Here is a 21,270-nt window from a genome sequence, read left to right as displayed (position 1 = left end):
AAATTATTGTCAAGATAGCTGAATAAAGGCTTGCTCAAATTCAATTGATACAAATAAAATAAATATACATATCCGTTTTTATGAGAAGAATCGAAGTTGAACAAAGAACTATTTTGATTGGTTTAGCAGGTAGCCACGGTTATGGTTTAAATCGTCCTGATTCTGATTATGATTACCGTGGTGTATTTATTGCCTCTAAACGTTATTATTTAGGATTTGATAGCATTGAACAAAAAGATACAGGTTGGGATGAACCAGGTATTTTCCCATTCATAGATGGGAATCAAGATACAGTTATTTATGAATTAAGGAAGATATTGCATTTATTAGCAGGTGCAAATCCTAATGTTTTAGAATTACTCTGGTTGCCCACATATCCTATTTTAACAAATGTAGGACAACATTTAATTAACCACAGAAATATATTTTTAAGTAAGAAAGTAAAACATACCTATTCTGGTTATGCTTTTGCTCAAATCAAAAAAATGGAAACCCATCGCAAATGGTTATTAAACCCACCTAATAAAAAACCCGTCCCTTCAGATTTTGGCATAGAAGAAGAACCAGCATTAAGTAAAGATGAACTGAATGCTTTTTTAGAATATCTTTATTTGTTAATTCGAGGAAAAATAGAGTTTTTAGAAGAATCAGAGGAATTATATAAATTACTGACAGCGGATATTGATTTTAAGGGTGTTTTAAAACAATATACATTAGATGATGAGACTTTAGACTATACCCAAAAATTAACTAATAGCCGGAAAGACTTTATCCGCTTATTGCAAAAAAGTCAAGGTTATCAAATTGCTGTAAGAGAATGGAAAGCTTATCAGTCTTGGTTAAAAAATAGAAACCCAGTCAGAGCGGAAATGGAAAGAAAATCAGGTTATGATTTGAAACACGGAATGCACTGTATTAGACTACTGCGTAGTGGTTTAGAAATACTACAAACAGGAGAAGTGATTGTAGATAGAAGAATTGCTGGTGATGTGGATGATTTAAAAGCTATTCTTAGGGGTGATTACACCTATGAACAGTTAATGAAAATGGCTGAAGACTTAGTTAAACAAATGGATGATTTTTATGAAAAATCTACATTAAACTCTCAGCCTGATTTGGAACGAATTAATAATCTCTGTATAGAATTGGTAGAAATGCAAGGTTGGGAATAATATCATAATTATCTATACTTTGCTGGTAATTAAGGTAGCTTAAATGAAAGGATCATTTTTAAACCGCAGTACAAAATTAATTAGTCAAAAACTAACCCAAAACTGGCACTCATTTAATAACTGGTTTGTAAATACTCCAGAACGAGCGATTTTAGAAGCATACCAAGCTGCTAAAGCTATTCAACATATTGAAAATGAGCAGTTTAATGGTCAAAAAATTTCTCCTGAATTTGCGAGTTACAGTGAAAATGTCATGGCGTTTTGGCAAGGAAATCTTAACAGAAATATAGCTATTATTAAAGTGAGATTAGCAGAATTTCAGTTAGGAATTAAATTTGTGAATACATCAGATTCTAATGTTATAGAGAAGCTCAATTTTATTGATGAAATCATAGCTAAATATAACACAGAATATGAGGTATTTTCAGAAACAGAATCTAATTATGAACAACAATTTAATAATAATTCAGAATTAGATGACAAAGAACCACCAATGACTCAAAAAACTGGTGTGTTTCCGCGTTCAATTGGGAGAACATTTAATAGAATTGCTCAGGACTTTGCACCAAAAGCAGAAGAAGACTTTGTGAAAAAGTATAGAACTTCTAGAAATAGGACAAGACGAGCAATTAAATTTTTATTGTTGTTAATAATTTTACCATTATTAACCCAACATTTTTCTAAAGAATTATTAATTAAGCCTGTTTTTAAAAACTTTATTTATGATGATACACGAATTTTTGTTAATTCGGAAATGGAGGAAAAAGCCCTCAATGAATTACATGATTTTGAGAAAAAGCTGCAATTTAAAAGTTTATTAAAGAAAGCGCCAGAACTTTCCCCAGAAAATATTGAAGTTCAGGTAAAAAACAAAGCAATTGAGATTGCAGAAGAATTTCGGTACAAAAGCAGTAGTGTAATTAGTAATTTATTTGCTGATATTATTTCCTTAGTTGCTTTTGCGATGGTGATTGTTTTTAGTAAAAAAGATATTGTATTTCTCCAGTCTTTGTTAGATAAAGTAGTTTATGGTTTAAGTGATAGTGCTAAAGCTTTTATAATTATTTTGGTGACAGATGTATTTGTTGGTTTTCACTCTCCCCATGGTTGGGAAATTCTCTTAGAAGGGTTAGCGAACCATTTAGGTTTACCAGCAAGCAGAAACGCTATATTTCTATTCATTGCTACATTTCCAGTGATTTTAAACACTATTTTTAAATATTGGATTTTCCGTTATTTGAGTCGTTTGTCTCCTTCTGCGTTAGCGACGCTCAAGGAAATGGATGAGTAATTTTCAACTCAGGAATGAAGAAATTCGAGTTCTCATGGATACAGAAAAATATTTAGTGCATAATTTCAAATTTTCTGCTATTAATTGGGATTATCCTTTACTTTTATGACCAAAAATAAAAGTAAATCATGATACAAATGCCAGAGGTTATATCAAGTATTACCTGAAGCATAAAAACAAGTTTATAAATTTAGTTACCAACAGAGACTTATGACTATCTTATTCAATCGCAAGATTCAAATTTTAGCAGGTATTGTTGCTTTTTCTTTAGTAATTTTAGGTCATAAAAATATCTATGCACAACCAGAAATAAGTCAACCAAATACCCAACAGGAAATTACACAATCTCAATCAAAAGCTAAAGATAAATCTGTATTTTATTCAGTTGTTGATGAATGGCAAAAATACAAATATAGTGTTAATGGTAAACGGGTTTTACAACCAGTAAAATTACCAACTGCTAAAATCAACTTTAACCAAAAAGATTTATTAACAGTCCTCAATAATACAAGACAATACTTTCAAAAGTATCAACAAAAAGATCCAGATATTTCTAGGAATGGACTTTTATTAAGTCAAGGTGTAACAGTAGAAGAAGTCATCAAAACATTGGATTTTATGATTACTGTGTTAGAGGAAGATATTAGTAATAATCGTCCTACTCGTTTACAAAATCCTGATTTTATTAATGCTAATTTCCGAGTTATCAAATGGTCTGCTTATAATCCTGAAAAACCCCAACAAAAACAACTGAGAATTACAAAATATGCTGTGTTTAGCCACACTGGTTCTCATACCAAAACTGCTAAATATAACATTCCTCTTTATAGTTTAAAGGATGATCTTCTTCAAGAAGATAAATTCTACACCAAATATACAAAACAGGATGTTTTATCAGGTATTTATGAACCTGGTGGTAAAGAATTTGGCAAGGTAGAACCGATAGCATATTTAACACGTGCAGGTTTAGAATCAGCATTAATGCAAGGGACAATTTTAGTTAACTTTACTGATGGGACAAAGGACTTTTTTAATGTAGATAGAAATAATGGTATTTCTTATGTGAAAGGATTAAATCCCAAATCACAAAAACGCTATTGGTATTTTAGAAAAGTTGATGGAATTAAAGGTTATGGACATAAAATAGAGAGTAAAATTTCTATTGAACCAGGGGTTACTTTTGCGGGAGATGTACTAAATATTGGTTTGGGTAGAGTGATTGTGATGGAATATAATCAAGGTGGTAAAAAACAGCTAAGAATGGGAGTAATTGCAGATACAGGTGGGGCTTTTTTACCTAATTTACATCAACTAGATTACTTGGCTGGTATTTTTAAAGATTACAAAGAATTTCAACAATATATCCGCCAATTACCTGAATATGCTACACCATATATTTTGGTGAAGAAGTAAAAATACCCTCACTGAAAATCTAGACACGGGTTAATAATTCCAAATTATGACCATCAATGTCATAAAAATAAAAGCCACGACCTCCATTGCTATGGTTAATTTGACCTTTATTTTGGTGCATAGGGTCGCTACTGTATTCTAAACCCGCTTGTTTAACCCGTGCAAAGATTTGATCAAATTCCTCATCATTAACATGAAAAGCATAATGATGGGATTCAAAGTTTTCTCTATCAGCAAAATCTAAAGTTAGCTGATGATTAAGATGAACAGCAGCAAAATGACTAATTGGTTCATCAACTTTTAGTCCAAAAATTTCAGCAAAGAAACGTGCTGCTGCTTCTTTATTTTTTGCAGGTACTATAGTGTGATTAAGGGTAATTGTCATTTTCAATTTAACTCAGGAATGTCTTTGATCTTATTTTTGATTTTAACACTGGTTATATATTCAAGCCTGTTCCCAATGCCAGAAAAATTAATATAGAATTAATATAGAAACTCCTGCATTCTATCTAGAAATATATCCAAAGTAGTAGTTATTGACCTAACTAAAAAAAGCCATTACCGCAGCAGGAGAACCAGAACCACCACGGAGTCTGAGAATACCAATTACTAGGGTAGTACCTTGGGGTGGAAGTTGATTTAAGTTGGTGAGGTTTTCTAGGACAATCCGTGGTTTTGCTAATACTAAACTATTGGTAGTAAAATTTGTTTCCTGTCCTGAATCTACACCGTGAGTATCAATTCCTACTCCTGAAATTTGCCGTTCTGTAATTAAAAACTGGGTTGCGTCTTTGCTAAACCCTGGAAAGTGCATATTTCCCTTTTCATCCTGGTTTAAAAATGCGTTTTTATCTAGCCATTTATGTTGCCAGCCTGTATAAAGTAAAACTGTAGAATCTGGAGCAATTTCTCCAATTTCTGCTTCCCAAATTAGAATATCAGCGATAGTTAACAGATAATCTGGGTTCTCTGTAGCTTGTTTGCAGATATCTATAACTACCGCAGGTACTACGAGAGATGGTGCAGAATATTCGTCAATACTAATTCCGTTACCGTGAAAACTACTAGGGGCGTTGATATGAGTAGCACTATGTTCACCGATGGAAAACCCCCGTAAGTAATAACCATGATCTGGGATTTGGGCAACGGTAGTAAATTTAACTGTTGGATCACCAGGCCATTGGGGTATATTTGTGTCAATTATATGACTCAGGTGAATAATGTGGGAGTAGGGGATGTTGTTGGGGGGTGGAGTGTTGATAGTGTTTTTCCTTTATTAAAGATAGAAAATGGACTATTTGTGATCGCTCTTTTTATTTCCTTTGTGGTATTTATCTAATACGCTACCAAAGGTTAAAAAACATTTAACTATATTGTCAAGATACAATAAAATAATGTTTATTATTCCTTCTCAACCTTTAGAATTACAATTCTATAATTAGCGATTGTAGCAACTGATAAACTCTCTAAATACCCAACCCCAAACCCTGTATTTACCATTGTGATAACCAGAAATTTTCGCCCAACTTATTCCTTTATTATCATGGGCAATTTCCAGAATGTAAACTTCTTTGCCATTTTTTAATTGATTTATAATTTTACCATTGGGGGTTTCTCTTACATTCAAAGGAGTATCTGTAGGATCAGTAACTTTACAAACTTCCTCAGCTTTTGCAGATAAAATTACAGCATTAACACCACCAAACAAAAGAAACAAGCAAATAAGACCACACTTTCATAGCTTTTATAAATCTTATTGCTTACTTATATATAATACATCAATAAATTGCAAACTCCCATACAATTGCTATCATTTATCCCCATTCATATCTCCATAAAAATCATCATCTAATAATTGTTCTAAACTAAAAGGTAAATCCAGAGGATATTCAGATTCATCTGGTTTTCTCACACCTAACTTAGCATTTTTACCTTCTTTAATTGCCAGTTTTCTAGCATCAGCATAAGCAACATCAATCACTTCCTTTAAATAGTTTTTGAATGAAGGATTTTCTTGTAAATCTTTTTTAATTCTAAACCGATGTTCAGTAATAGAACTGTACCAACTACCTTTCATCATTTCGGGTGCATCAGATTGAACAATTAACTTGAGTAAATGAGCAATTAAAATTGTTAAATTACTCAAGAAAGACCGTTTTTCCGATTTACCCATATCATCGAGTTCTAATAGTAAATGTTCCCAATCAATATCATGAAAATGTTTTTCTTTGATTTGTGTAATGACGGTTTCTCGCCATAGGTTAAAATCTTGTTCATATAGTTGATCATTCATATAGCTATATCCACTAAATTAAAACCATAACTTACCAATTATAACACTTCTTTTCCTCTGCGTCCTCTGCGCCTCTGGGTGAGAAAAATCATATCTTTTATATTTATTGATTTATGTAATACCAATTCTGTGTAAAGTTGCGCCAAATAAATACCGTAGAGAGGTTCCATGGAACGTCTCTACATCCGCGAATAAAGCGCATCCTCATAAAGAAATGGTATAATAATATATTGACTAAAAAAAGTTTTATTTAAATATGATCAGTGTAAATACCTTTTCACAAAATAATTTATTCCGCTCGCGAAGCAGCTAAAAAATTCCCAGTTTCTCAGTTAGCGATCGCAATTTTACCTCAAAATCTACGTTTGTTTAGAAGACATGGTTTCCAGCAGTATGGAGAACCTTTATCTGATTCCTCTGTGAAATCTGCTGATAATCAAGAGTCAATTAAGTACCCATGATTATGGAAGTTTAAGTGTTAAGAATGGGTGTAGGGTTTTTTGGTGATGAGGTTTCCCAATCACCTGTCACCTACCCCCTATCACCTGTCACCTTGTTGCATCAGTAGTGGAGGTTTTCATTTTTTGTGCTATAACCCACAGATAAAATGATTAGACAGAAACAACTATATGGAACTAGACAAACTAACCAGGTTTAAAGAGTACGGTGAGTTTATCCTCCGCAAAATTGACTCTGTACCCCAACGTCCCTCCCAACAAGAAGATTGGGTTCCAACTAGCCTGGATGACTGTCTCATGGGCTTGCGAGAGGCTGCACAAAAGACAATGGAACTGGCCGCTTCACCTGTGAAAATTGGTGTGATGGGTGAATTTAGTAGCGGTAAAAGTTTACTTTTAGGTAGTTTAATTGGCTATGCAGATGCTTTACCGGTGAGTGAAAATCCCACAACCGGAAATGTCACCGCTATTCATATTAAACCACAAGATGGTTTTGTTACAACTCAAATAGATAATTACACTGTTGAATATTTATCCCATGAAGGGGTAAATGAGTGTTTACATTTCATGTTAGCAGAGGCAAACCGTCGCGCTGTGTCCGCAGGTTTACCATCTTTGCAAGTTGCTAAAATCAAAACTGGTAAGGATATTTCTAACTGGTGTGAGGAAGCTTGGAACAGTTCAAATAATCTAGAATTACGCTATCTTTTACGGGAGTTAGTCTTATTTTTACGGGCTTATCAAGCCTATGGTGAGGCTTTATGTGGTAAGCATTATCACATTGATGCAGCTACCGCTAAGGAAGGTTTACAACTGATTGAATTACCAATGGCGATTCAATCTTTGAAATTTGAAGATTTACCACCTGCACATATTCGTTTACCTAGTGCGCCGCAAATTCTCCAAACTCAATTATTACAAAACAGTTTTCATCTAATTCGTCGTGTTGATATTCAGGTAAAAATATCCAGGGAAATTTGGGATTTAGCTGGTGCTGATGAATTTGTATTATTAGATTTTCCTGGTTTGGGTGCGGCTAATTCTGGTGCAAGGGATACGTTTTTATCATTGCGAGAATTGGCACAGGTACAGACAATTTTAGTTTTATTAAATGGTAAATCACCGGGGAGCGATCGCGCTAACAGAATATTTACCATGATGCAGCAACAACGTCCAGGACAGGATTTAAAAGATTTAATTCTGGTCGGTGTGGGAAGATTTGATCAATTACCTTTAGATAGTGAAGGTGGGGAAAGAGTTCTAGATTTTTTAATTGAAGATCATCCTAATTCTCAACCTTTACAAACTGAGGCAATTTTTCAGAAGTTAAAAGTTCTGCAAACTATTATTGATGGTGCAGATGCTTTTACAAATCAAAAAGACAGAATTGTTTTATTATCACCCTTGTTAGGTTTAGCGGAATTATCTAAACGTTCCACAACTGTGAAAGCTGGTTCAGAACAATTTTTAGCTAATTTAGATTATCCTGATTATCTGGAACGTTCCAAAAAATTACAAGAAAAATGGGGTAAATTAAGCGAGAAATTATTAACACATGAACCGAAAAATCCTTTAGGTAGACAGTTAGGTTATTTTGCCCAAGATGGGGGAGTTAGTAAACTCAGAGAATTGATTCAAAATCATGTTTCTACCCATGGTTTAAAACAATTATATGAAGATACCCGTAGGGCGGCTGATGTCATTCATCAACAGCAGGAACTGTTAAAAGATATCATCGCTGAAATCCATGAACAAGGCATACCCGCAGCCGATAGTCCAGCATTTATTGAGTTACGTTTGGCAATTGAAAGTTTAGATAAAACCTACAGAAACTTTCAGAAAGAATTAGGTAAAGAACCTCTGAAAGATAGACGAGGAGTGGTAGTTAGTGATGTTATCAAAGATGAATTAACGTATAGAATTCTCAATTGGCATCAATGGACTTTATTATTTAATAAGGCTCAAAATGGGACAATTACCTTAGCTGAATCTAAAGGTGCGGCTGGTAAATTATTTGATCGAGGAAATAGGATCAATAATTCAATTCCGACCAAGAGTGATGATTTTTATCCAGAGTTTGAAAAAACAGTTCAAGAATTAGAAGATTTTGCCCGCGATCGCATTCGTCAAGCTGTGGTAGATTTATTGAATAAATTGGCCCATCAATTAGTTTTAGAACGGGAAAAACTCCAGGAAATTCTCAATTCTAAAACAGAAGAATTAATTGAAGATAAATTTGGAGTTGAAGCCGCCGATTTATTTTATAAACTCCTCTTAGGATGTGACCCAAATCAATGGAAAGAAGCGATTATTGTGGAAATTAATCATCAAGATAAATCCATCTCTCCAGACATCATGTTTCCCCTAGCCAGAAGGGATGAAAAACACAATATTGGGCAAATATTTGATTGGTCTCCTGAGAGAAATCAAAACCCATCTCGTGCTGCAAATCATCAACTTTTTGTATTACGACTACGTGATGAAATTATGGCTAGTGCTAGTTTACATCTCGTTCAATATGTCAGTGAAGTTAATCAACAAGTAAACGCAGAATTAGAAGGAATTTTAGATCAAATAATTCCTAGTTTGCAAAACCTATCTAAACAAGAAGAACTTCTCAGATATATTGCTGCTGGAGATTCCACCCCAGAATTAGCAATTCCTACTTGGTTAGAAATTCTTGCTGATATTGCTTCAATTAAGGAAAGCGATATTTATGAGTATTTTTAATTAGTTATTAGTTATTAGTTATTAGTTATTAGTCATTAGTAACTGGTTGCTTTATTTACTGTCACCTGTCACCTGTTCCCTCTCACCTGTTCACATTATGCCTGTGGAAATTCGGCTTCCACCTAAATATCAACTCAGAGTTAAAGAAAATCAAAGTTTGGATTTACCTGCTATCCAAATTATCGCTACTAATAGTAATATTCCTCATATTTCTAGTATTACTTGTAGCGTTAAAGGAACACCGACAGAATTAGCAGCAGAAATTCAAAAAAGATATAAATACTTTAACTCTACAACACCTCAGAAAATCTCTAATTTATGTCAACTAGGTCAAAGTTCTTATCAGTTAGAAAAACCTTTAACCGAAAAAGTTAATTGTGACCTACAAGTGATTGTCGAGTATTTTGATTCTGATGTAACAGGAAAACCAATATTGTCTATTCGTAAGAATTTAGGCGTTTCCTGTAATCTTTGGTTTACACCTGATTTTGAAACAACAACAACCATAAATAAAACTATGAATCCTTTTGAATTAGATACCTATCTAAATAAATTAAGTCAACAACTGAGTGAAAAACTCAATGAAAAACCCCAAAAAAGATTTCCTGGTTGGTTTGCGGTAGATTTTGGAACTTCTAATTCCACAGTTACACTTTTTGATCCTATAGAAGTACCAATTGCCGAAATTTTACCCAGAGAACAGGAATTAAGATTGCGTCAGCGGTTAGCAGAATGGTTAAATTCTCCTGGGGATTCAGCTTTACCAGATATAGGAGTGAATGAGTGGGAAAAGTTTATTGCTAATATTAGTAAAAACTTAGAAATTGAACCAGAAGAATTAAGCGAAGTTTTTGAAAGTGATAACAAAGAAATATTTTTAGAAGCTATTCGCCAAATTGAATTATGTTTAGGAAATAGTGACAGATTTCGTCGCGCTGTTAGCAAAAAACTTTATCAAATCTATCATGAAGTTTTTCGAGTTCCCACTTTAGAATCACAAAATTTAATTCCTGTGGTTTTAGATATTAACAGAAGGGAAACAGAAATTCCCAGTGAAATGGAAGTTTCAGAAATTGCACCTTTAAAATTACAAATGGGAAGGGAAGCAAGGGATAATAGAAAAAAAGCGATCGCTCAAGGTACAATTACCTCAGTTAAAGATATTATCAGCAGATTTCATCACTCCCCCAAACGTTATTTTGGTCAAAATCGCACTTTCCCAATTATCCTAAATGAAGAAGAAAATAATATAGAAGTTAATCAATTAATTCAAGCAGCATGGGCGCATTTAATAGAATTAACAGAAGATTATCGTCAACGTGCTAGAAGAAGATTTTCCGAAGGTGATTTATTAACAGGAGTTTTCACCTATCCAACCGTTGCACCTCCAGTAGTGCGGAAAGAAATTAAAGCCTTAGTGGAAGAATTAGGAATTGATGATGTACAAACTGCCTATGATGAAGCAGTTTCTGTAGCTATCTTTTTCCTCTGGCGAGAATTTGGTGGCAACTTAAATATTGGCATTGAATCTTTTAAAACTCGTTGTCGCCAAGAAAAAAATAAATGGTCACAAAATGTTCTAGTTTTAGATATCGGTGGGGGAACTACAGACCTAGCATTAATCGAATTAACATTAGAAGATAAAACCCCTTATTTTGCTGATAATGAAGACAGGGGTTTAGGAGGAAGATACTATAAACTCACCCCAAAATTGTTAGGTTCTTCGGGACATTTACAACTAGGTGGTGAATTAATTACCTTACGAATATTCCGACTTTTAAAAATTGCCATCGCTGATTCTCTCTTAACAGCAATAACCAACGGTGATATCGAAAGCGATAAACTCGAAGACTTAATTAGTTCAGAATTAAATGAACGCTTTTTAGAAGATGGTAAATTCAAAAGTGGTAGTTTATTAAAATGTGTAGATAAAGAAAATCCTGAAGGTGACGTAGCTTTTAAAGATGCCTTAGACACAGCCGAAAAAGTCTTACCAACCCGTTGGCAACAAGCACCCCAAAGACTACAAACATTTTACACATTGTGGGATTATGCCGAAACTGCCAAACTTAAATTAGGACAAAAATTACCAGGAGATGGTTCTTTATTAACCTTCACCCTGGAAGAACAACAAATTAATGAACTCCTCACCCAAAGTGCCATTAAATGTCAAATTATTATCCCTGATGCCATTTCTATTACATTAGATAGTCAGCAATTTGAACGGTCTGCAATTTCCGCCATTAAAGAAGCAATTGGTATTGCTAAAGGTTTAATGGAAAGCCGTTTAAATACAGACAATAAACAAAAAGTAGATTGGTTAATTCTCTCTGGTAAAACTTGCAATTTAGACTTAGTGCAAAAATATATTTACCAAGAATTTAGCAAATCGCCTTACTTTGTTTGGAACCCAGAACGCATTACCTTTGTGTTAGAATTCACCAAATTAGCAACTTCTGCTGGTGCTTGTTACGCTGAAAAATTAAGAAGATTAAGATTTGATCCCGAAGAATCAAAAAGTCTTTTACGTAAGGGTGCAAACCAACTAGAAATAGATGTCAAAAACCTATTTTATTACTTACCTTGCAACTTTAAACGTAAAACCCAAAGTAACGAACTCCTAGCCATATTTAACGCTGGACAAGAACTTTATCAACTTGCATCATGGGAAAGTGTCGCCAAAGTGCGAACAAATTGGCAAGGTATCCAATTAACAAATATTATCTATCGTCAAGACTACGAAGATGGAGAATTAAGACTTTGGGGTAGCTTTGATGGTAAAAATTTAATGGAGAAATTAGGAATGGAAGAACCAGAATTTCTCAAAAAAATTAAAGTTCAATTTGAAATAGATCAAACCTTGCAATTTAGTGTTTTACTTTCTCAAGGTAGTCCCCATTATTTAATAGATGTACCAGGAATTAACATCAATTCAGTTATATCTGAAAATTCAGAATCAGTAGATTTATTTACCGACGGACAATTAACATGGAATATCGCTGTTGAACAACCACATCAAGATTTAAAAGATGGTGATATAGCCATCAATGTATTAGAATCAGCTACAGTTGATCAACCAAATGCCTATCATTTAGTATTTGCAGTTGATAACAATAAAGATCAATCTCTACAAACGTTTCACTATTTACAAGATGGAGTAAACGAACCAGGAAAAGGCTTAATTAGTAACCCATTACCTCCCTTTCCCCAAAATGATCAACACACCTTTTATATTTATCAAACTGATAGCGAAACCAACACCAAAAAATGGATCAGAATAGGTGCATTAACTAAACCAGAAATTAGCACAGATTATCCCTGCCAATATCATGTCACACTTGATCACAAAGGTATATTAAGAATGCACGCCGGTGAAGTACCCTATTGGACATCGCATAATCAAGAATGTTTACAAGAAGCAGGATGTGTTTATCGCGCAGAATTAGAACTACAACCCAACGAAATTGATAAAGAACGCGATCCTTTCTGCGGAATACATTAATTAGTTATCAATTGTAGGGGTTTAGCACTGCTAAACCCTGATTTTTCAATTTATTATTGTCATAAAAATGCAGTATTTACAACAATTATTAGCAACAGAAAACTCCCAAATTTCTCAAGTATTAAAATTGAGTTTGCACGGACTAAAAGCCACTCTAAATCAAGCTAAAAAAGAATATCCAAATGATCCAGGAAATCAATTATGTGAACAGGTAATATCAGAAATAAACGAACTTTTAAAACCTGTAACACTTCCAGAAAAAACAGTTATTGATGAATCTAAACCAAGTCATGTATTAAGTGAATTAAAAACTATATTTGAAACTGACTTAGAACTAAAATTTTACTTGGGATATGCACCCTTGGAAAGTCAAAATGATGCTGAATTGTGGTCAGAAATTCATCGTAAATTATTAAGACTTCCTGAAGATTTAGGCACAATTTGGAAAAACCGTGCTTTAGAAATTGCCCAAAAAGTTGGTGCAACACAGGATTATGTAAATCTTGAACATTTACCTTTTATTAAAGATGAAATTATTTATCCTGGTTTAAATGGAACTGTTGCAGCTAGGGGTTTATGTTTATCTAAAAAAGCTTTTTTGAAATCAGAAATAGCTGAAAATTATCAATCAGAAGAATTAAAATTATTAGCAGGATTTTCCATTTTATATCATAAATTTATCGAAATAGAACCAGATTTACATCATGCTTTAAAAAGTGTCTTTAGCTTTGATATTGTGTCTTTAAAATTTCAACCAGAACAACATCAATTGTATCTGCAAACATTGAAAGATCGCTTACAACGTACCCAAAAAACTGAGGAAAATACTGACCTAATATTAAACCTACGTGCTTGGATTGACATAGATGAAGCCATACATTCCCTAGTATTTCTTCCCCCCGCAGAACGTTATTCTTGGTGGGGAAAACTGCAACAGGAATCGCGACGAATACTGAAAAAAGTAGCCAATAAAGCTATCAAAGCCGGTCATGATGTCAAAATTAAACAATTATCCGGTCTTTATGCTGATATCTGCGCGTATTCCAAAGATGACTTACAACTAGATTATGGTGGAACACCAGGAGAGGTGTTAGCTTGTTTACGGTTGTATGTGAAAATTAACCAAGAAGAAAATCCTGGAAGGGTAATATTTCGTTCTTTAAGGTAAACACAGCTTGCTTTTAGCGAGGAGGGGTAGGACTAGGAGGTTCTGTTGGTGTAGTAGTTGGTTTAGGTGTAGAATCGGGATTTTGTTGAGCAAATAGAGTTGCTTCTGTATTTGTAGCTTGAAAATCTTTGGGTATATTTGCGATAGCAAAAGTAGCTAAAAATGCCAGAAAAGTAGCGGGTGAAAAAACTTTCATTTTGTGATTCCTATCAAAAGTTATATCACCCTATTCTGAAGAATATTTATTGTTTATGTATCTTGCTAAAGGTAGTGCAGTGGATGTTACTAAAGATAGATAAAAATATGGGTAAACATTTATAAATGTGTGGTTTTAAGAAGATGTAAAGAGAGGATTTTGAGTTTATTACAAATCTTTATATCAACTTCACTACTCACCACCAGCAAAAAATAAAGGTAATAAGAAAGCTGCAACAATTCCCACCAATACAAACACCTCAACAATTCCCAAAACTAAATTATTTGCTATTACCTGACCAACTTCCCCTTTCACATTACTAGGAAAATTTACCCACCAACTACGTAGAGAACTAAACCAATTTTTAGGACTATCTTCTGGTCGAAATTTCCAGGAAATAATTGATAATAATAATGGTACACCACCTACCTTAGCAGACATTAATAGATGAATCGCTAAACAAAAAACCATTAACAACCAAGCTATTAAATGAAAAGAATACCAAATATGATTTAGTTCTCCTAATGGTAGCCATTCTTCTTTCATCATTCTGCCAGATACTACCGCCAAAACTGAAGCAATTAACATCAAAGTGTTAGCCAAACGTTGTAGACTTACCCACCAAATAGGACGGTTAAATTGTGAAAGTTGTTGAAGGGAATCAGCTTGTAATAAACGTCTTTGTCCAATATGAAAACTATAAATTACCAAAGCTGGTAATAATAACAAGAAAAATAAACCAGCAGTTCCATGAATATCTTGAATGGGATTAATTTTCGGAATGGGAATCTTACCAAATCTTTTATCAAAGGTGTTGTAAACTAAAAATCCGGTGATAATCGCTGTAATTGCTAAAATACCACTGCAACTGTGCAGAATTCTCAGTAGTAAAGGTTGGTAGGGTGCAGAACGAGTCATGGTAAGTTGATTTATTATGATAATGTTATGATGTTTTTGGTTAATTTTATCACTTTATTCCTAGTAAATTGATTCGTCAAGATAATTATCTCATGATTAAAAGCCCTCTCCGTTATCCCGGTGGAAAAAACAGAGCGATCAAAAAAATATCCCAACGGTTACCAACAAACTTTCAGGAATTTCGAGAACCCTTTGTTGGTGGTGGTTCTGTCTTTATTTACCTGAAACAAACAATCCCCAAATTAAACATTTGGATTAACGACTTAAACAGAGAACTCTATTTATTTTGGTATTTAGCTCAAACCGAATTATCAAAATTATTGGCAGAAATTCGACATATCAAAGAAACACATAAAGATGGTAAATTACTATTTACAGAATTAGCTCATGTAGATGTCAACACTTTATCAGATTTAGAAAGAGCAGTCCGGTTTTTTATCCTTAATAGAATTACCTTTTCCGGAACAATAGAATCAGGTGGATTTTCCCTAGAAGCTTTTCATAAACGCTTTACAGATTCATCAATAGAAAGACTAGAAAAATTAGAGCATATCTTAACAACAGATGTAAAAATCACCAACTTAGATTACAGCCAACTATTAACAGCGGAAGGTAAAGACGTATTTATATTTTTAGATCCCCCATATTTAAAAGCTGAAAAATCGAAATTATATGGAAATAGAGGAAACCTACACATTGGATTTAATCATCAAAAATTTGCAGAAGAAGTCAAACAATGTCCACATCAATATCTAATTACCTATGATGATTCACCACAAATTAGAGATAATTTTCAATGGGCTAATATTTCTGAATGGGAATTACAATATGGCATGAATAACTATAAACAAAAAACAGCCGAAAAAGGACAGGAACTATTTATCAGTAACTACCCCACACAACCGACATAAACAACTCTTTTATCCTGCTTCCTCTTCCTCTTCGCTAACGTGCTTCATTCAATCTTTCTATAGTTATAGAATGTTTTCTCTCCGTGTCCTCTGTGCCTCTGTGGTTCGTCATCAAAAAACCAAAAAACCCCATTTTTAGGTAGGATTACTTCCAACATCTAAAAAACCTCAACCATGACAAACACAGCAGATCCTACTATTTGGTCAAACCTATTAAAACAATTATTAGAGCGTCAATCTTTATCCCGTAGCCAAGCCTCGGAATTGATGCAAGGATGGATCAACGAAGCCATCCCCCTAGAACTATCAGGAGCGATTTTAACAGCATTAAACTTCAAAGGAGTTTCAGCCGAAGAATTAACGGGAATGGCTGAAGTATTAAAGTCTCTATCCGTTAGTACAGAGACCAATATCCAACTACCCACACCCCTAGTTGATACCTGTGGAACTGGTGGAGATGGAGCATCAACCTTTAATATTTCCACAGCCGTGGCTTTTGTTACCGCTGCTGCTGGTGTACCCGTGGCTAAACATGGTAATCGTTCCGCCTCCAGTTTAACGGGTAGTGCCGACGTTTTAGAAGCTTTGGGTGTGAACTTAAAAGCGCCTAGTGAAAAAGTTCAGGCCGCAGTAAAAGAGGTGGGAATTACCTTTTTATTTGCCCCTGGTTGGCATCCAGCCTTAAAAGCTGTGGCTGCATTACGGAAAAATTTAAAGGTGCGGACAGTATTTAATTTACTCGGACCATTAGTAAATCCTCTGCGTCCGACCGGGCAGGTAATTGGCGTATTTGCTCCGGAATTAATTGAAACTATGGCTCAAGCTTTAAACCTGTTGGGAACACAAAAAGCCATAGTTTTACATGGTCGGGAAAAATTGGATGAGGTCGGGTTAGGAGATATCACTGACTTGGCGGTTTTATCTGATGGCCAAGTACAGTTAACCACCATCAACCCGGTAGAAGTTGGTGCGACACCAGCACCGATTACAGCCTTAAAAGGTGGAAATGTAGCGGAAAATGCGGAAATTCTGACCAATGTCCTGCAAGGGAAAGGAACTCCAGCCCAACAGGATGCTGTGGTGCTGAATGCTTCCTTGGCCTTGCAAGTAGCTGGTGTAGTTCCCTGGTTGAATCACGCTCAAGGTGTGACTATGGCGAAGGAGATTCTACAAAGCGGAAGCCCCTGGCAGAAGTTGGTTCAGTTGGTGGCATTTCTGAAGGATTAGCTTCTGAGTGAGTTTGGGGACGAAATTCTATGACATTGCGCTTGATGGTAACGTCATAGTCACCAAAAAAGTCATGTCCTAATAATCCCGTTTCCAACTCTTTGCCAGCGATCGCCACAGGAATTTTATTTACCTTGACTCCCCCAACTTCCATGGAATCCAAGTAGCCGACTGGAAACTCTACCCCCTTAGAACTAACAGTGTTAGCTTTAGCAGTACCCACTGGTACTATACCTAAAGCATCAGCTACTTCTTGGGTAATAACACTGCCACTTGCACCTGTATCCACAATCATCTCAAATCGTTGCTTACCATTCAAAGTAACTTCCACAATGGGAGTACCACCAATTCGGCGTTTAATTGGGGCGATAAATACCTGATGGTTATAGGCGTAAATTTCCGAAGCAGGAAAAATGGGCTGTGGTGGTGGTAGTGTTTGCCCTGACTGCATGGGAACAGGATTTGAATAACGTTGCGGCTTGGGTGTTACCTGGGGAGGTGCAACAGCTACTTCTGGCTCTGATTCTAAAATTTCGCCTTGACTGGGATTAGCTCTTTGTATGGCTAATTGAATTTCCCGCTCATATTCAGCAATTTTGTTTTGAGCAAAGGGAAAATTGGGACTATCCCTTTTTACGTCTTGCAGTAGAGCGATCGCATTCTCAAGCTTACTCGCTACCAATTCCCAATCCTCTGGAGATTGAGCAGACTGACTAATCTTCTCTGCACCATTAGCTTTTTCCAGTGCCAATTGTAAAGGACTAGGTTTTGCTGGTGGTGCTTCTACCTCTACCTCTATCTCTGGTAATGGCTTTGGTGGCACTTTCAAGGGTGGTCGAATTGCAGCCAAATTACCAGACGGAACAGACGACTGAGGAACAGACGACTGAGAAATAGAAGGCTGAGGACTTTTCACAGATTTTGTCATTGGTTGGCTGTTACTACAAGCAACGCCGAAAACCGCTAGACTACCGGAAATAAAAATTAGGGCTGTACGGGATAAAAAGGACTCAAGCATAGTTACTTTCAGTTTAACCGCCCTGGGTCTTTCCAAGTTTACCGCTCCCAATCAAAAGATGCTCCAAGTTTAGCTACTGAATTTATGATCTAATTATTGATTGCTGACAAATTACATTGAATCCAAGTAACGGCGTAATTTACTACTGATCACATCAATTACTGTCACTACTACCAACAGCACTAACATCATGGTTGTAGCTTTTGTATATTCAAAGCCGTCTATATAACTTTTTAATTTAAATCCAATCCCACCAGCACCTACTGCACCCAAAACAGAAGCAGCACGAATATTATACTCAAACATCCACAATGTATAACCTAACCCCAAGGGTATGACTTGGGGTAAAATCCCGTATTGAGCTATTTGTATTCTCGATGCACCAATCACTTGTAAAGATTCTACAGAACGAGAATCTACTGCTTCGATCGCTTGTTGATAAAATTTAGCAAGATAACCAATGGTATAAATACATAGGGCTAAAGTCCCTGCGGGCGCGCCTAAACCTGTGGCAGCTACAAATATTAAACCCAGAATAATGGAAGGAACGGAACGAACCACATTTTGGAGTAAATTAGCTAACCAGCGTAACCACAAAGGTGCGACATTATTAGCACTGGCGATCGCAATTGGTAAGGAAAGAATCGCACCAACGGTAGTTCCCCAGATGGACATTTGCACAGTTTCAATTAATGCGTCAATAGCGACTCTCACCACTCTCCAGTCAGGGGGAAATAACCTAGAAATAAAATCAATAATAAAAGGGAAGCTTTCTTGTAGCAGGGCTAAATCTATTTTTAATCCTTGCAACGCCCAAACATAAATTACCACCATCACTAGCACAATTACAAGGTTGATCAACCAGGAGTAACGGTGTAAGAATTGAGATATTAATGGAGAATTAAAATATTTTTTCATCTAAATTTAAACTTGAGTAAATTGAGCTTGCAAGTTATCACAATTGCCATCATAAACCACCTGTCCGGCTTCTAAAACTATGGCTCTTTGGGCATATTCTGCGGCTATCCCTAAATCATGCAAAACTGTGATAATAGTTAAACCTTGCTCTTGGTTAAGTGCCGCTAAAATTTGCATTACTTGTTGGGATGCAACTACGTCTAAACCTGTGATTGGTTCATCAGCTAATAATATTTGTGGTGATTGAATTAATGCGCGGGCGATCGCTACTCTTTGTTGTTGTCCACCGCTCAGTTGACTGGTTTTTTGATAAATTTGCTCTTTTAAACCCAACTGTTCTAATAACTCTTGGGCTAGGATGCGATCGCGTTTCGGAAACCCAAATAAAGTTTGTTTAGTTGTTCTCAAACCTAAACGACCACACAGCACATTATCAATAGCTGATAACTGACGAATTAATCCCCCACCTTGAAACAACATCCCCACATCACGGCGAATTTTCGGTAATGTTTGGGCAGTCATTTCTAAACCATTGATATATATTTCTCCCTTTGCTACTGGAACTAAACCTACCAGCGATCGCAACAATGTAGACTTACCCGCACCATTCAAACCCAACAAAACTACAAACTCACCTTGTTCAATCTCTAGATTAATATTGTTAAGAATAGGACGGTTTAAAGATGCAGCATAAGCTGTCTCAAGGTTATGACATTCAATCAGTTTCACGCTGGTAATTAGTATTTAATAAATAATTGGTAACTTGTGAAATTTTCAGGTAGGGGTAAATTGTAATCCTCAACCCCTACTGATTTCAACTAATCCATCCCTAAATTTTTCACAGCTTCACGGACAAGTTGTAAATGTCTGTTGTGATCAATTCTCACTAATTCCGTGGAATTATACAAGCCTTTCAACAAATCGTTATTTTCCGGTTTATTTAACTTGAGTAAAGCTTTAATAATTTTTTCCCGCAAAACTACTGGAATTTCATCATTAAATACAACTCCGTGGGCAGGAACACCACAGATTTTATACAATACCCGTAACTTATTCCGGTCTGCATCAGTAATGTATGGAGGATACTGAGCATATTCGGAAACAGCCGCTACATCCGCTCTACCACGTACTACTTCCATGATAGCTTTAGTATAATCACCACCGTAAGCCACCTGTCCAAAGAAACGATCCAGCCCCTCGCGGTTAGGTACTAACTTATACTTAATTAACTCACTGGTAGGATATAAGAACCCAGAACTAGAAGTAGGGGAAGTAAAGGCCATTTTTTTACCCCGCAACTGAGCTAAGGTCGCTTTCCGATCTCCCATAGTCCGCAAGGAGCTATTTTTGGGAACCAGGAACACTGAGCAATAAGTATATCTTCCAGAATACTTTGCTCTAATTTCACCTAAATGTAAGCGCGCATTTGCCAACTCTTCAGCTTTTAAAGCGGGGCGACTGCTCAAAAAAGCAATATCAACACTATTTCTTCTTAAAGCTTCCACCGCAGCGGTTTCATCACTAATCTGCGCTTTGACAGTTATTCCTAAATCTTTTGATAAAAAGTTAGCCACCTTATTTGCCTGAATTTGTAAATTAGGCGCGTCCTTACGAGTAGGAAAAACTATAGTTATACCGTCTTGTTTTTTCGCCAGTAACTGAGGTGCTGACTGTTTAGGAGCAAGGTTAGCCGTAGTTGGTGCTATTTCCCCAAATGTACCCAAAAATATACTAGCAGCAGCCGCTAACGCCCCACCAGCAGCAAATAGACCTTTCTTGTTGACCTTAGTTTTATGACTATTCATTAGGAAGAATTCTCAGTATTTTTGCAAATAAGTTTCAATTAGTTCGAGAAAACAATGTAGAACTTTTAGGAATAAAAGTCAATAAGCAATGGTAAAAAATCATTGATAAAATCTGGTAAATCAAGTCACAGCCTGATATAACGGTTGATAAATAGATGAATATTAGCGATTTTAAATACAACAGGGCTTTACTCCTGACTCTTGCTATAACTGCCGAATTCTTCCAAAAATACCTATATAATTTCTTTTA

Annotated in this window: 19 protein-coding genes; 9 read left to right on the top strand and 10 right to left on the bottom strand. The window is 35.5% G+C overall.

Annotated elements, in window-relative coordinates; all coding sequences use genetic code 11:
- The first annotated feature begins 80 nt into the window (after window positions 1-80).
- From WJM97_RS20210 to WJM97_RS20200, 3 genes are all read left to right on the top strand, one after another.
- Window positions 81-1,172, top strand: coding sequence for a nucleotidyltransferase domain-containing protein (locus WJM97_RS20210; protein ID WP_353930551.1), 1,092 nt, complete (start codon window positions 81-83; stop codon window positions 1,170-1,172).
- A gap of 43 nt (window positions 1,173-1,215) precedes the next feature.
- The gene (locus tag WJM97_RS20205; RefSeq protein WP_353930550.1) at window positions 1,216-2,463 is read left to right on the top strand and encodes a proton extrusion protein PcxA; all 1,248 of its coding nucleotides are present in this window, start codon (window positions 1,216-1,218) and stop codon (window positions 2,461-2,463) included.
- A gap of 210 nt (window positions 2,464-2,673) precedes the next feature.
- Window positions 2,674-3,876 (top strand): hypothetical protein, encoded by a 1,203-nt coding sequence (locus tag WJM97_RS20200; protein ID WP_353930549.1) that lies wholly within the window; start codon window positions 2,674-2,676, stop codon window positions 3,874-3,876.
- A gap of 19 nt (window positions 3,877-3,895) precedes the next feature.
- Here the strand turns inward: WJM97_RS20200 and WJM97_RS20195 are convergent, their stop codons facing one another.
- Together WJM97_RS20195 and WJM97_RS20190 are read right to left on the bottom strand one after the other, a co-directional pair.
- Window positions 3,896-4,261: a VOC family protein gene (locus WJM97_RS20195; RefSeq protein ID WP_353930548.1), complete on the bottom strand. Its 366-nt coding sequence runs from the start codon at window positions 4,259-4,261 to the stop codon at window positions 3,896-3,898.
- Window positions 4,262-4,417: 156 nt separating this feature from the next.
- Entirely contained in the window at window positions 4,418-5,065 is a 648-nt protein-coding gene (locus WJM97_RS20190) for a cyclase family protein (protein WP_353933233.1), read from the bottom strand.
- Window positions 5,066-5,080: 15 nt separating this feature from the next.
- Here WJM97_RS20190 and WJM97_RS20185 point away from each other — a divergent pair, with 15 nt between their 5' ends.
- Window positions 5,081-5,215 (top strand): hypothetical protein, encoded by a 135-nt coding sequence (locus WJM97_RS20185; RefSeq protein WP_353930547.1) that lies wholly within the window; start codon window positions 5,081-5,083, stop codon window positions 5,213-5,215.
- Between the two features lie 99 nt (window positions 5,216-5,314).
- Here WJM97_RS20185 and WJM97_RS20180 read toward each other — a convergent pair whose 3' ends face one another.
- On the bottom strand, window positions 5,315-5,593 hold the full coding sequence (locus WJM97_RS20180) for an SH3 domain-containing protein (RefSeq protein ID WP_353930546.1): 279 nt from the start codon (window positions 5,591-5,593) through the stop codon (window positions 5,315-5,317).
- Between the two features lie 93 nt (window positions 5,594-5,686).
- Entirely contained in the window at window positions 5,687-6,169 is a 483-nt protein-coding gene (locus tag WJM97_RS20175; protein ID WP_353930545.1) for a DUF29 domain-containing protein, read from the bottom strand.
- 629 nt (window positions 6,170-6,798) lie between these two features.
- Here WJM97_RS20175 and WJM97_RS20170 point away from each other — a divergent pair.
- The 3 genes from WJM97_RS20170 to WJM97_RS20160 all read left to right on the top strand — a co-directional run bounded on the left by WJM97_RS20170 (window position 6,799) and on the right by WJM97_RS20160 (window position 14,027).
- On the top strand, window positions 6,799-9,357 hold the full coding sequence (locus tag WJM97_RS20170; protein ID WP_353930544.1) for a dynamin family protein: 2,559 nt from the start codon (window positions 6,799-6,801) through the stop codon (window positions 9,355-9,357).
- Window positions 9,358-9,454: 97 nt separating this feature from the next.
- Window positions 9,455-12,859, top strand: coding sequence for a molecular chaperone (locus tag WJM97_RS20165; RefSeq protein WP_353930543.1), 3,405 nt, complete (start codon window positions 9,455-9,457; stop codon window positions 12,857-12,859).
- Between the two features lie 67 nt (window positions 12,860-12,926).
- Window positions 12,927-14,027 (top strand): hypothetical protein, encoded by a 1,101-nt coding sequence (locus tag WJM97_RS20160; RefSeq protein WP_353930542.1) that lies wholly within the window; start codon window positions 12,927-12,929, stop codon window positions 14,025-14,027.
- A 13-nt stretch (window positions 14,028-14,040) separates the two neighbouring features.
- On the opposite strand, the gene WJM97_RS20155 is transcribed toward WJM97_RS20160, so the two are convergent.
- Window positions 14,041-14,223, bottom strand: coding sequence for a hypothetical protein (locus WJM97_RS20155; RefSeq protein WP_353930541.1), 183 nt, complete (start codon window positions 14,221-14,223; stop codon window positions 14,041-14,043).
- Window positions 14,224-14,415: 192 nt separating this feature from the next.
- Window positions 14,416-15,141, bottom strand: a complete 726-nt coding sequence (locus WJM97_RS20150; protein ID WP_353930540.1) for a cytochrome b/b6 domain-containing protein — start codon at window positions 15,139-15,141, stop codon at window positions 14,416-14,418.
- 92 nt (window positions 15,142-15,233) lie between these two features.
- On the opposite strand from WJM97_RS20150, the gene WJM97_RS20145 reads away from it, so the two are divergent.
- Complete coding sequence (locus WJM97_RS20145; RefSeq protein WP_353930539.1) at window positions 15,234-16,052, top strand: DNA adenine methylase; 819 nt, start codon at window positions 15,234-15,236, stop codon at window positions 16,050-16,052.
- Between the two features lie 174 nt (window positions 16,053-16,226).
- Entirely contained in the window at window positions 16,227-17,279 is a 1,053-nt protein-coding gene (trpD, locus tag WJM97_RS20140) for an anthranilate phosphoribosyltransferase (protein ID WP_353930538.1), read from the top strand.
- Here the strand turns inward: trpD and WJM97_RS20135 are convergent.
- The 4 genes from WJM97_RS20135 to WJM97_RS20120 all read right to left on the bottom strand — a co-directional run bounded on the left by WJM97_RS20135 (window position 17,203) and on the right by WJM97_RS20120 (window position 21,020).
- A complete protein-coding gene (locus WJM97_RS20135; protein WP_353930537.1) occupies window positions 17,203-18,297 on the bottom strand; it encodes a retropepsin-like aspartic protease in 1,095 nt (364 codons plus the stop codon). The two genes, trpD and WJM97_RS20135, sit on opposite strands and share 77 nt — an antisense overlap.
- Before the next feature lie 111 nt (window positions 18,298-18,408).
- Window positions 18,409-19,215 carry a phosphonate ABC transporter, permease protein PhnE gene (phnE, locus tag WJM97_RS20130; protein WP_353930536.1) on the bottom strand — a complete coding sequence of 269 codons (807 nt, stop codon included), beginning with the start codon at window positions 19,213-19,215 and terminating at the stop codon, window positions 18,409-18,411.
- A 6-nt stretch (window positions 19,216-19,221) separates the two neighbouring features.
- A complete protein-coding gene (locus tag WJM97_RS20125) occupies window positions 19,222-19,944 on the bottom strand; it encodes a phosphonate ABC transporter ATP-binding protein (protein WP_353930535.1) in 723 nt (240 codons plus the stop codon).
- An 89-nt stretch (window positions 19,945-20,033) separates the two neighbouring features.
- Complete coding sequence (locus tag WJM97_RS20120) at window positions 20,034-21,020, bottom strand: PhnD/SsuA/transferrin family substrate-binding protein (RefSeq protein ID WP_353930534.1); 987 nt, start codon at window positions 21,018-21,020, stop codon at window positions 20,034-20,036.
- Window positions 21,021-21,270: the final 250 nt, after the last annotated feature.

Origin of the sequence: Okeanomitos corallinicola TIOX110 (assembly GCF_038050375.1) — a bacterium.
GTDB lineage: Bacteria > Cyanobacteriota > Cyanobacteriia > Cyanobacteriales > Nostocaceae > Okeanomitos > Okeanomitos corallinicola.
This window is presented reverse-complemented; position numbering and strand designations above follow the sequence as displayed.

Excerpts from the sequence above, each read along its gene's own strand:
- WJM97_RS20210 (WP_353930551.1), top strand. The coding sequence starts at position 81 with ATGAGAAGAATCGAAGTTGAACAAAGAACTATTTTGATTGGTTTAGCA.
- WJM97_RS20205 (WP_353930550.1), top strand. The coding sequence starts at position 1,216 with ATGAAAGGATCATTTTTAAACCGCAGTACAAAATTAATTAGTCAAAAA.
- WJM97_RS20200 (WP_353930549.1), top strand. The coding sequence starts at position 2,674 with ATGACTATCTTATTCAATCGCAAGATTCAAATTTTAGCAGGTATTGTT.
- WJM97_RS20195 (WP_353930548.1), bottom strand. The coding sequence starts at position 4,261 with ATGACAATTACCCTTAATCACACTATAGTACCTGCAAAAAATAAAGAA.
- WJM97_RS20185 (WP_353930547.1), top strand. The coding sequence starts at position 5,081 with ATGACTCAGGTGAATAATGTGGGAGTAGGGGATGTTGTTGGGGGGTGG.
- WJM97_RS20175 (WP_353930545.1), bottom strand. The coding sequence starts at position 6,169 with ATGAATGATCAACTATATGAACAAGATTTTAACCTATGGCGAGAAACC.
- WJM97_RS20170 (WP_353930544.1), top strand. The coding sequence starts at position 6,799 with ATGGAACTAGACAAACTAACCAGGTTTAAAGAGTACGGTGAGTTTATC.
- WJM97_RS20165 (WP_353930543.1), top strand. The coding sequence starts at position 9,455 with ATGCCTGTGGAAATTCGGCTTCCACCTAAATATCAACTCAGAGTTAAA.
- WJM97_RS20160 (WP_353930542.1), top strand. The coding sequence starts at position 12,927 with ATGCAGTATTTACAACAATTATTAGCAACAGAAAACTCCCAAATTTCT.
- WJM97_RS20155 (WP_353930541.1), bottom strand. The coding sequence starts at position 14,223 with ATGAAAGTTTTTTCACCCGCTACTTTTCTGGCATTTTTAGCTACTTTT.
- WJM97_RS20150 (WP_353930540.1), bottom strand. The coding sequence starts at position 15,141 with ATGACTCGTTCTGCACCCTACCAACCTTTACTACTGAGAATTCTGCAC.
- WJM97_RS20145 (WP_353930539.1), top strand. The coding sequence starts at position 15,234 with ATGATTAAAAGCCCTCTCCGTTATCCCGGTGGAAAAAACAGAGCGATC.
- trpD (WP_353930538.1), top strand. The coding sequence starts at position 16,227 with ATGACAAACACAGCAGATCCTACTATTTGGTCAAACCTATTAAAACAA.
- WJM97_RS20135 (WP_353930537.1), bottom strand. The coding sequence starts at position 18,297 with ATGCTTGAGTCCTTTTTATCCCGTACAGCCCTAATTTTTATTTCCGGT.
- phnE (WP_353930536.1), bottom strand. The coding sequence starts at position 19,215 with ATGAAAAAATATTTTAATTCTCCATTAATATCTCAATTCTTACACCGT.
- WJM97_RS20120 (WP_353930534.1), bottom strand. The coding sequence starts at position 21,020 with ATGAATAGTCATAAAACTAAGGTCAACAAGAAAGGTCTATTTGCTGCT.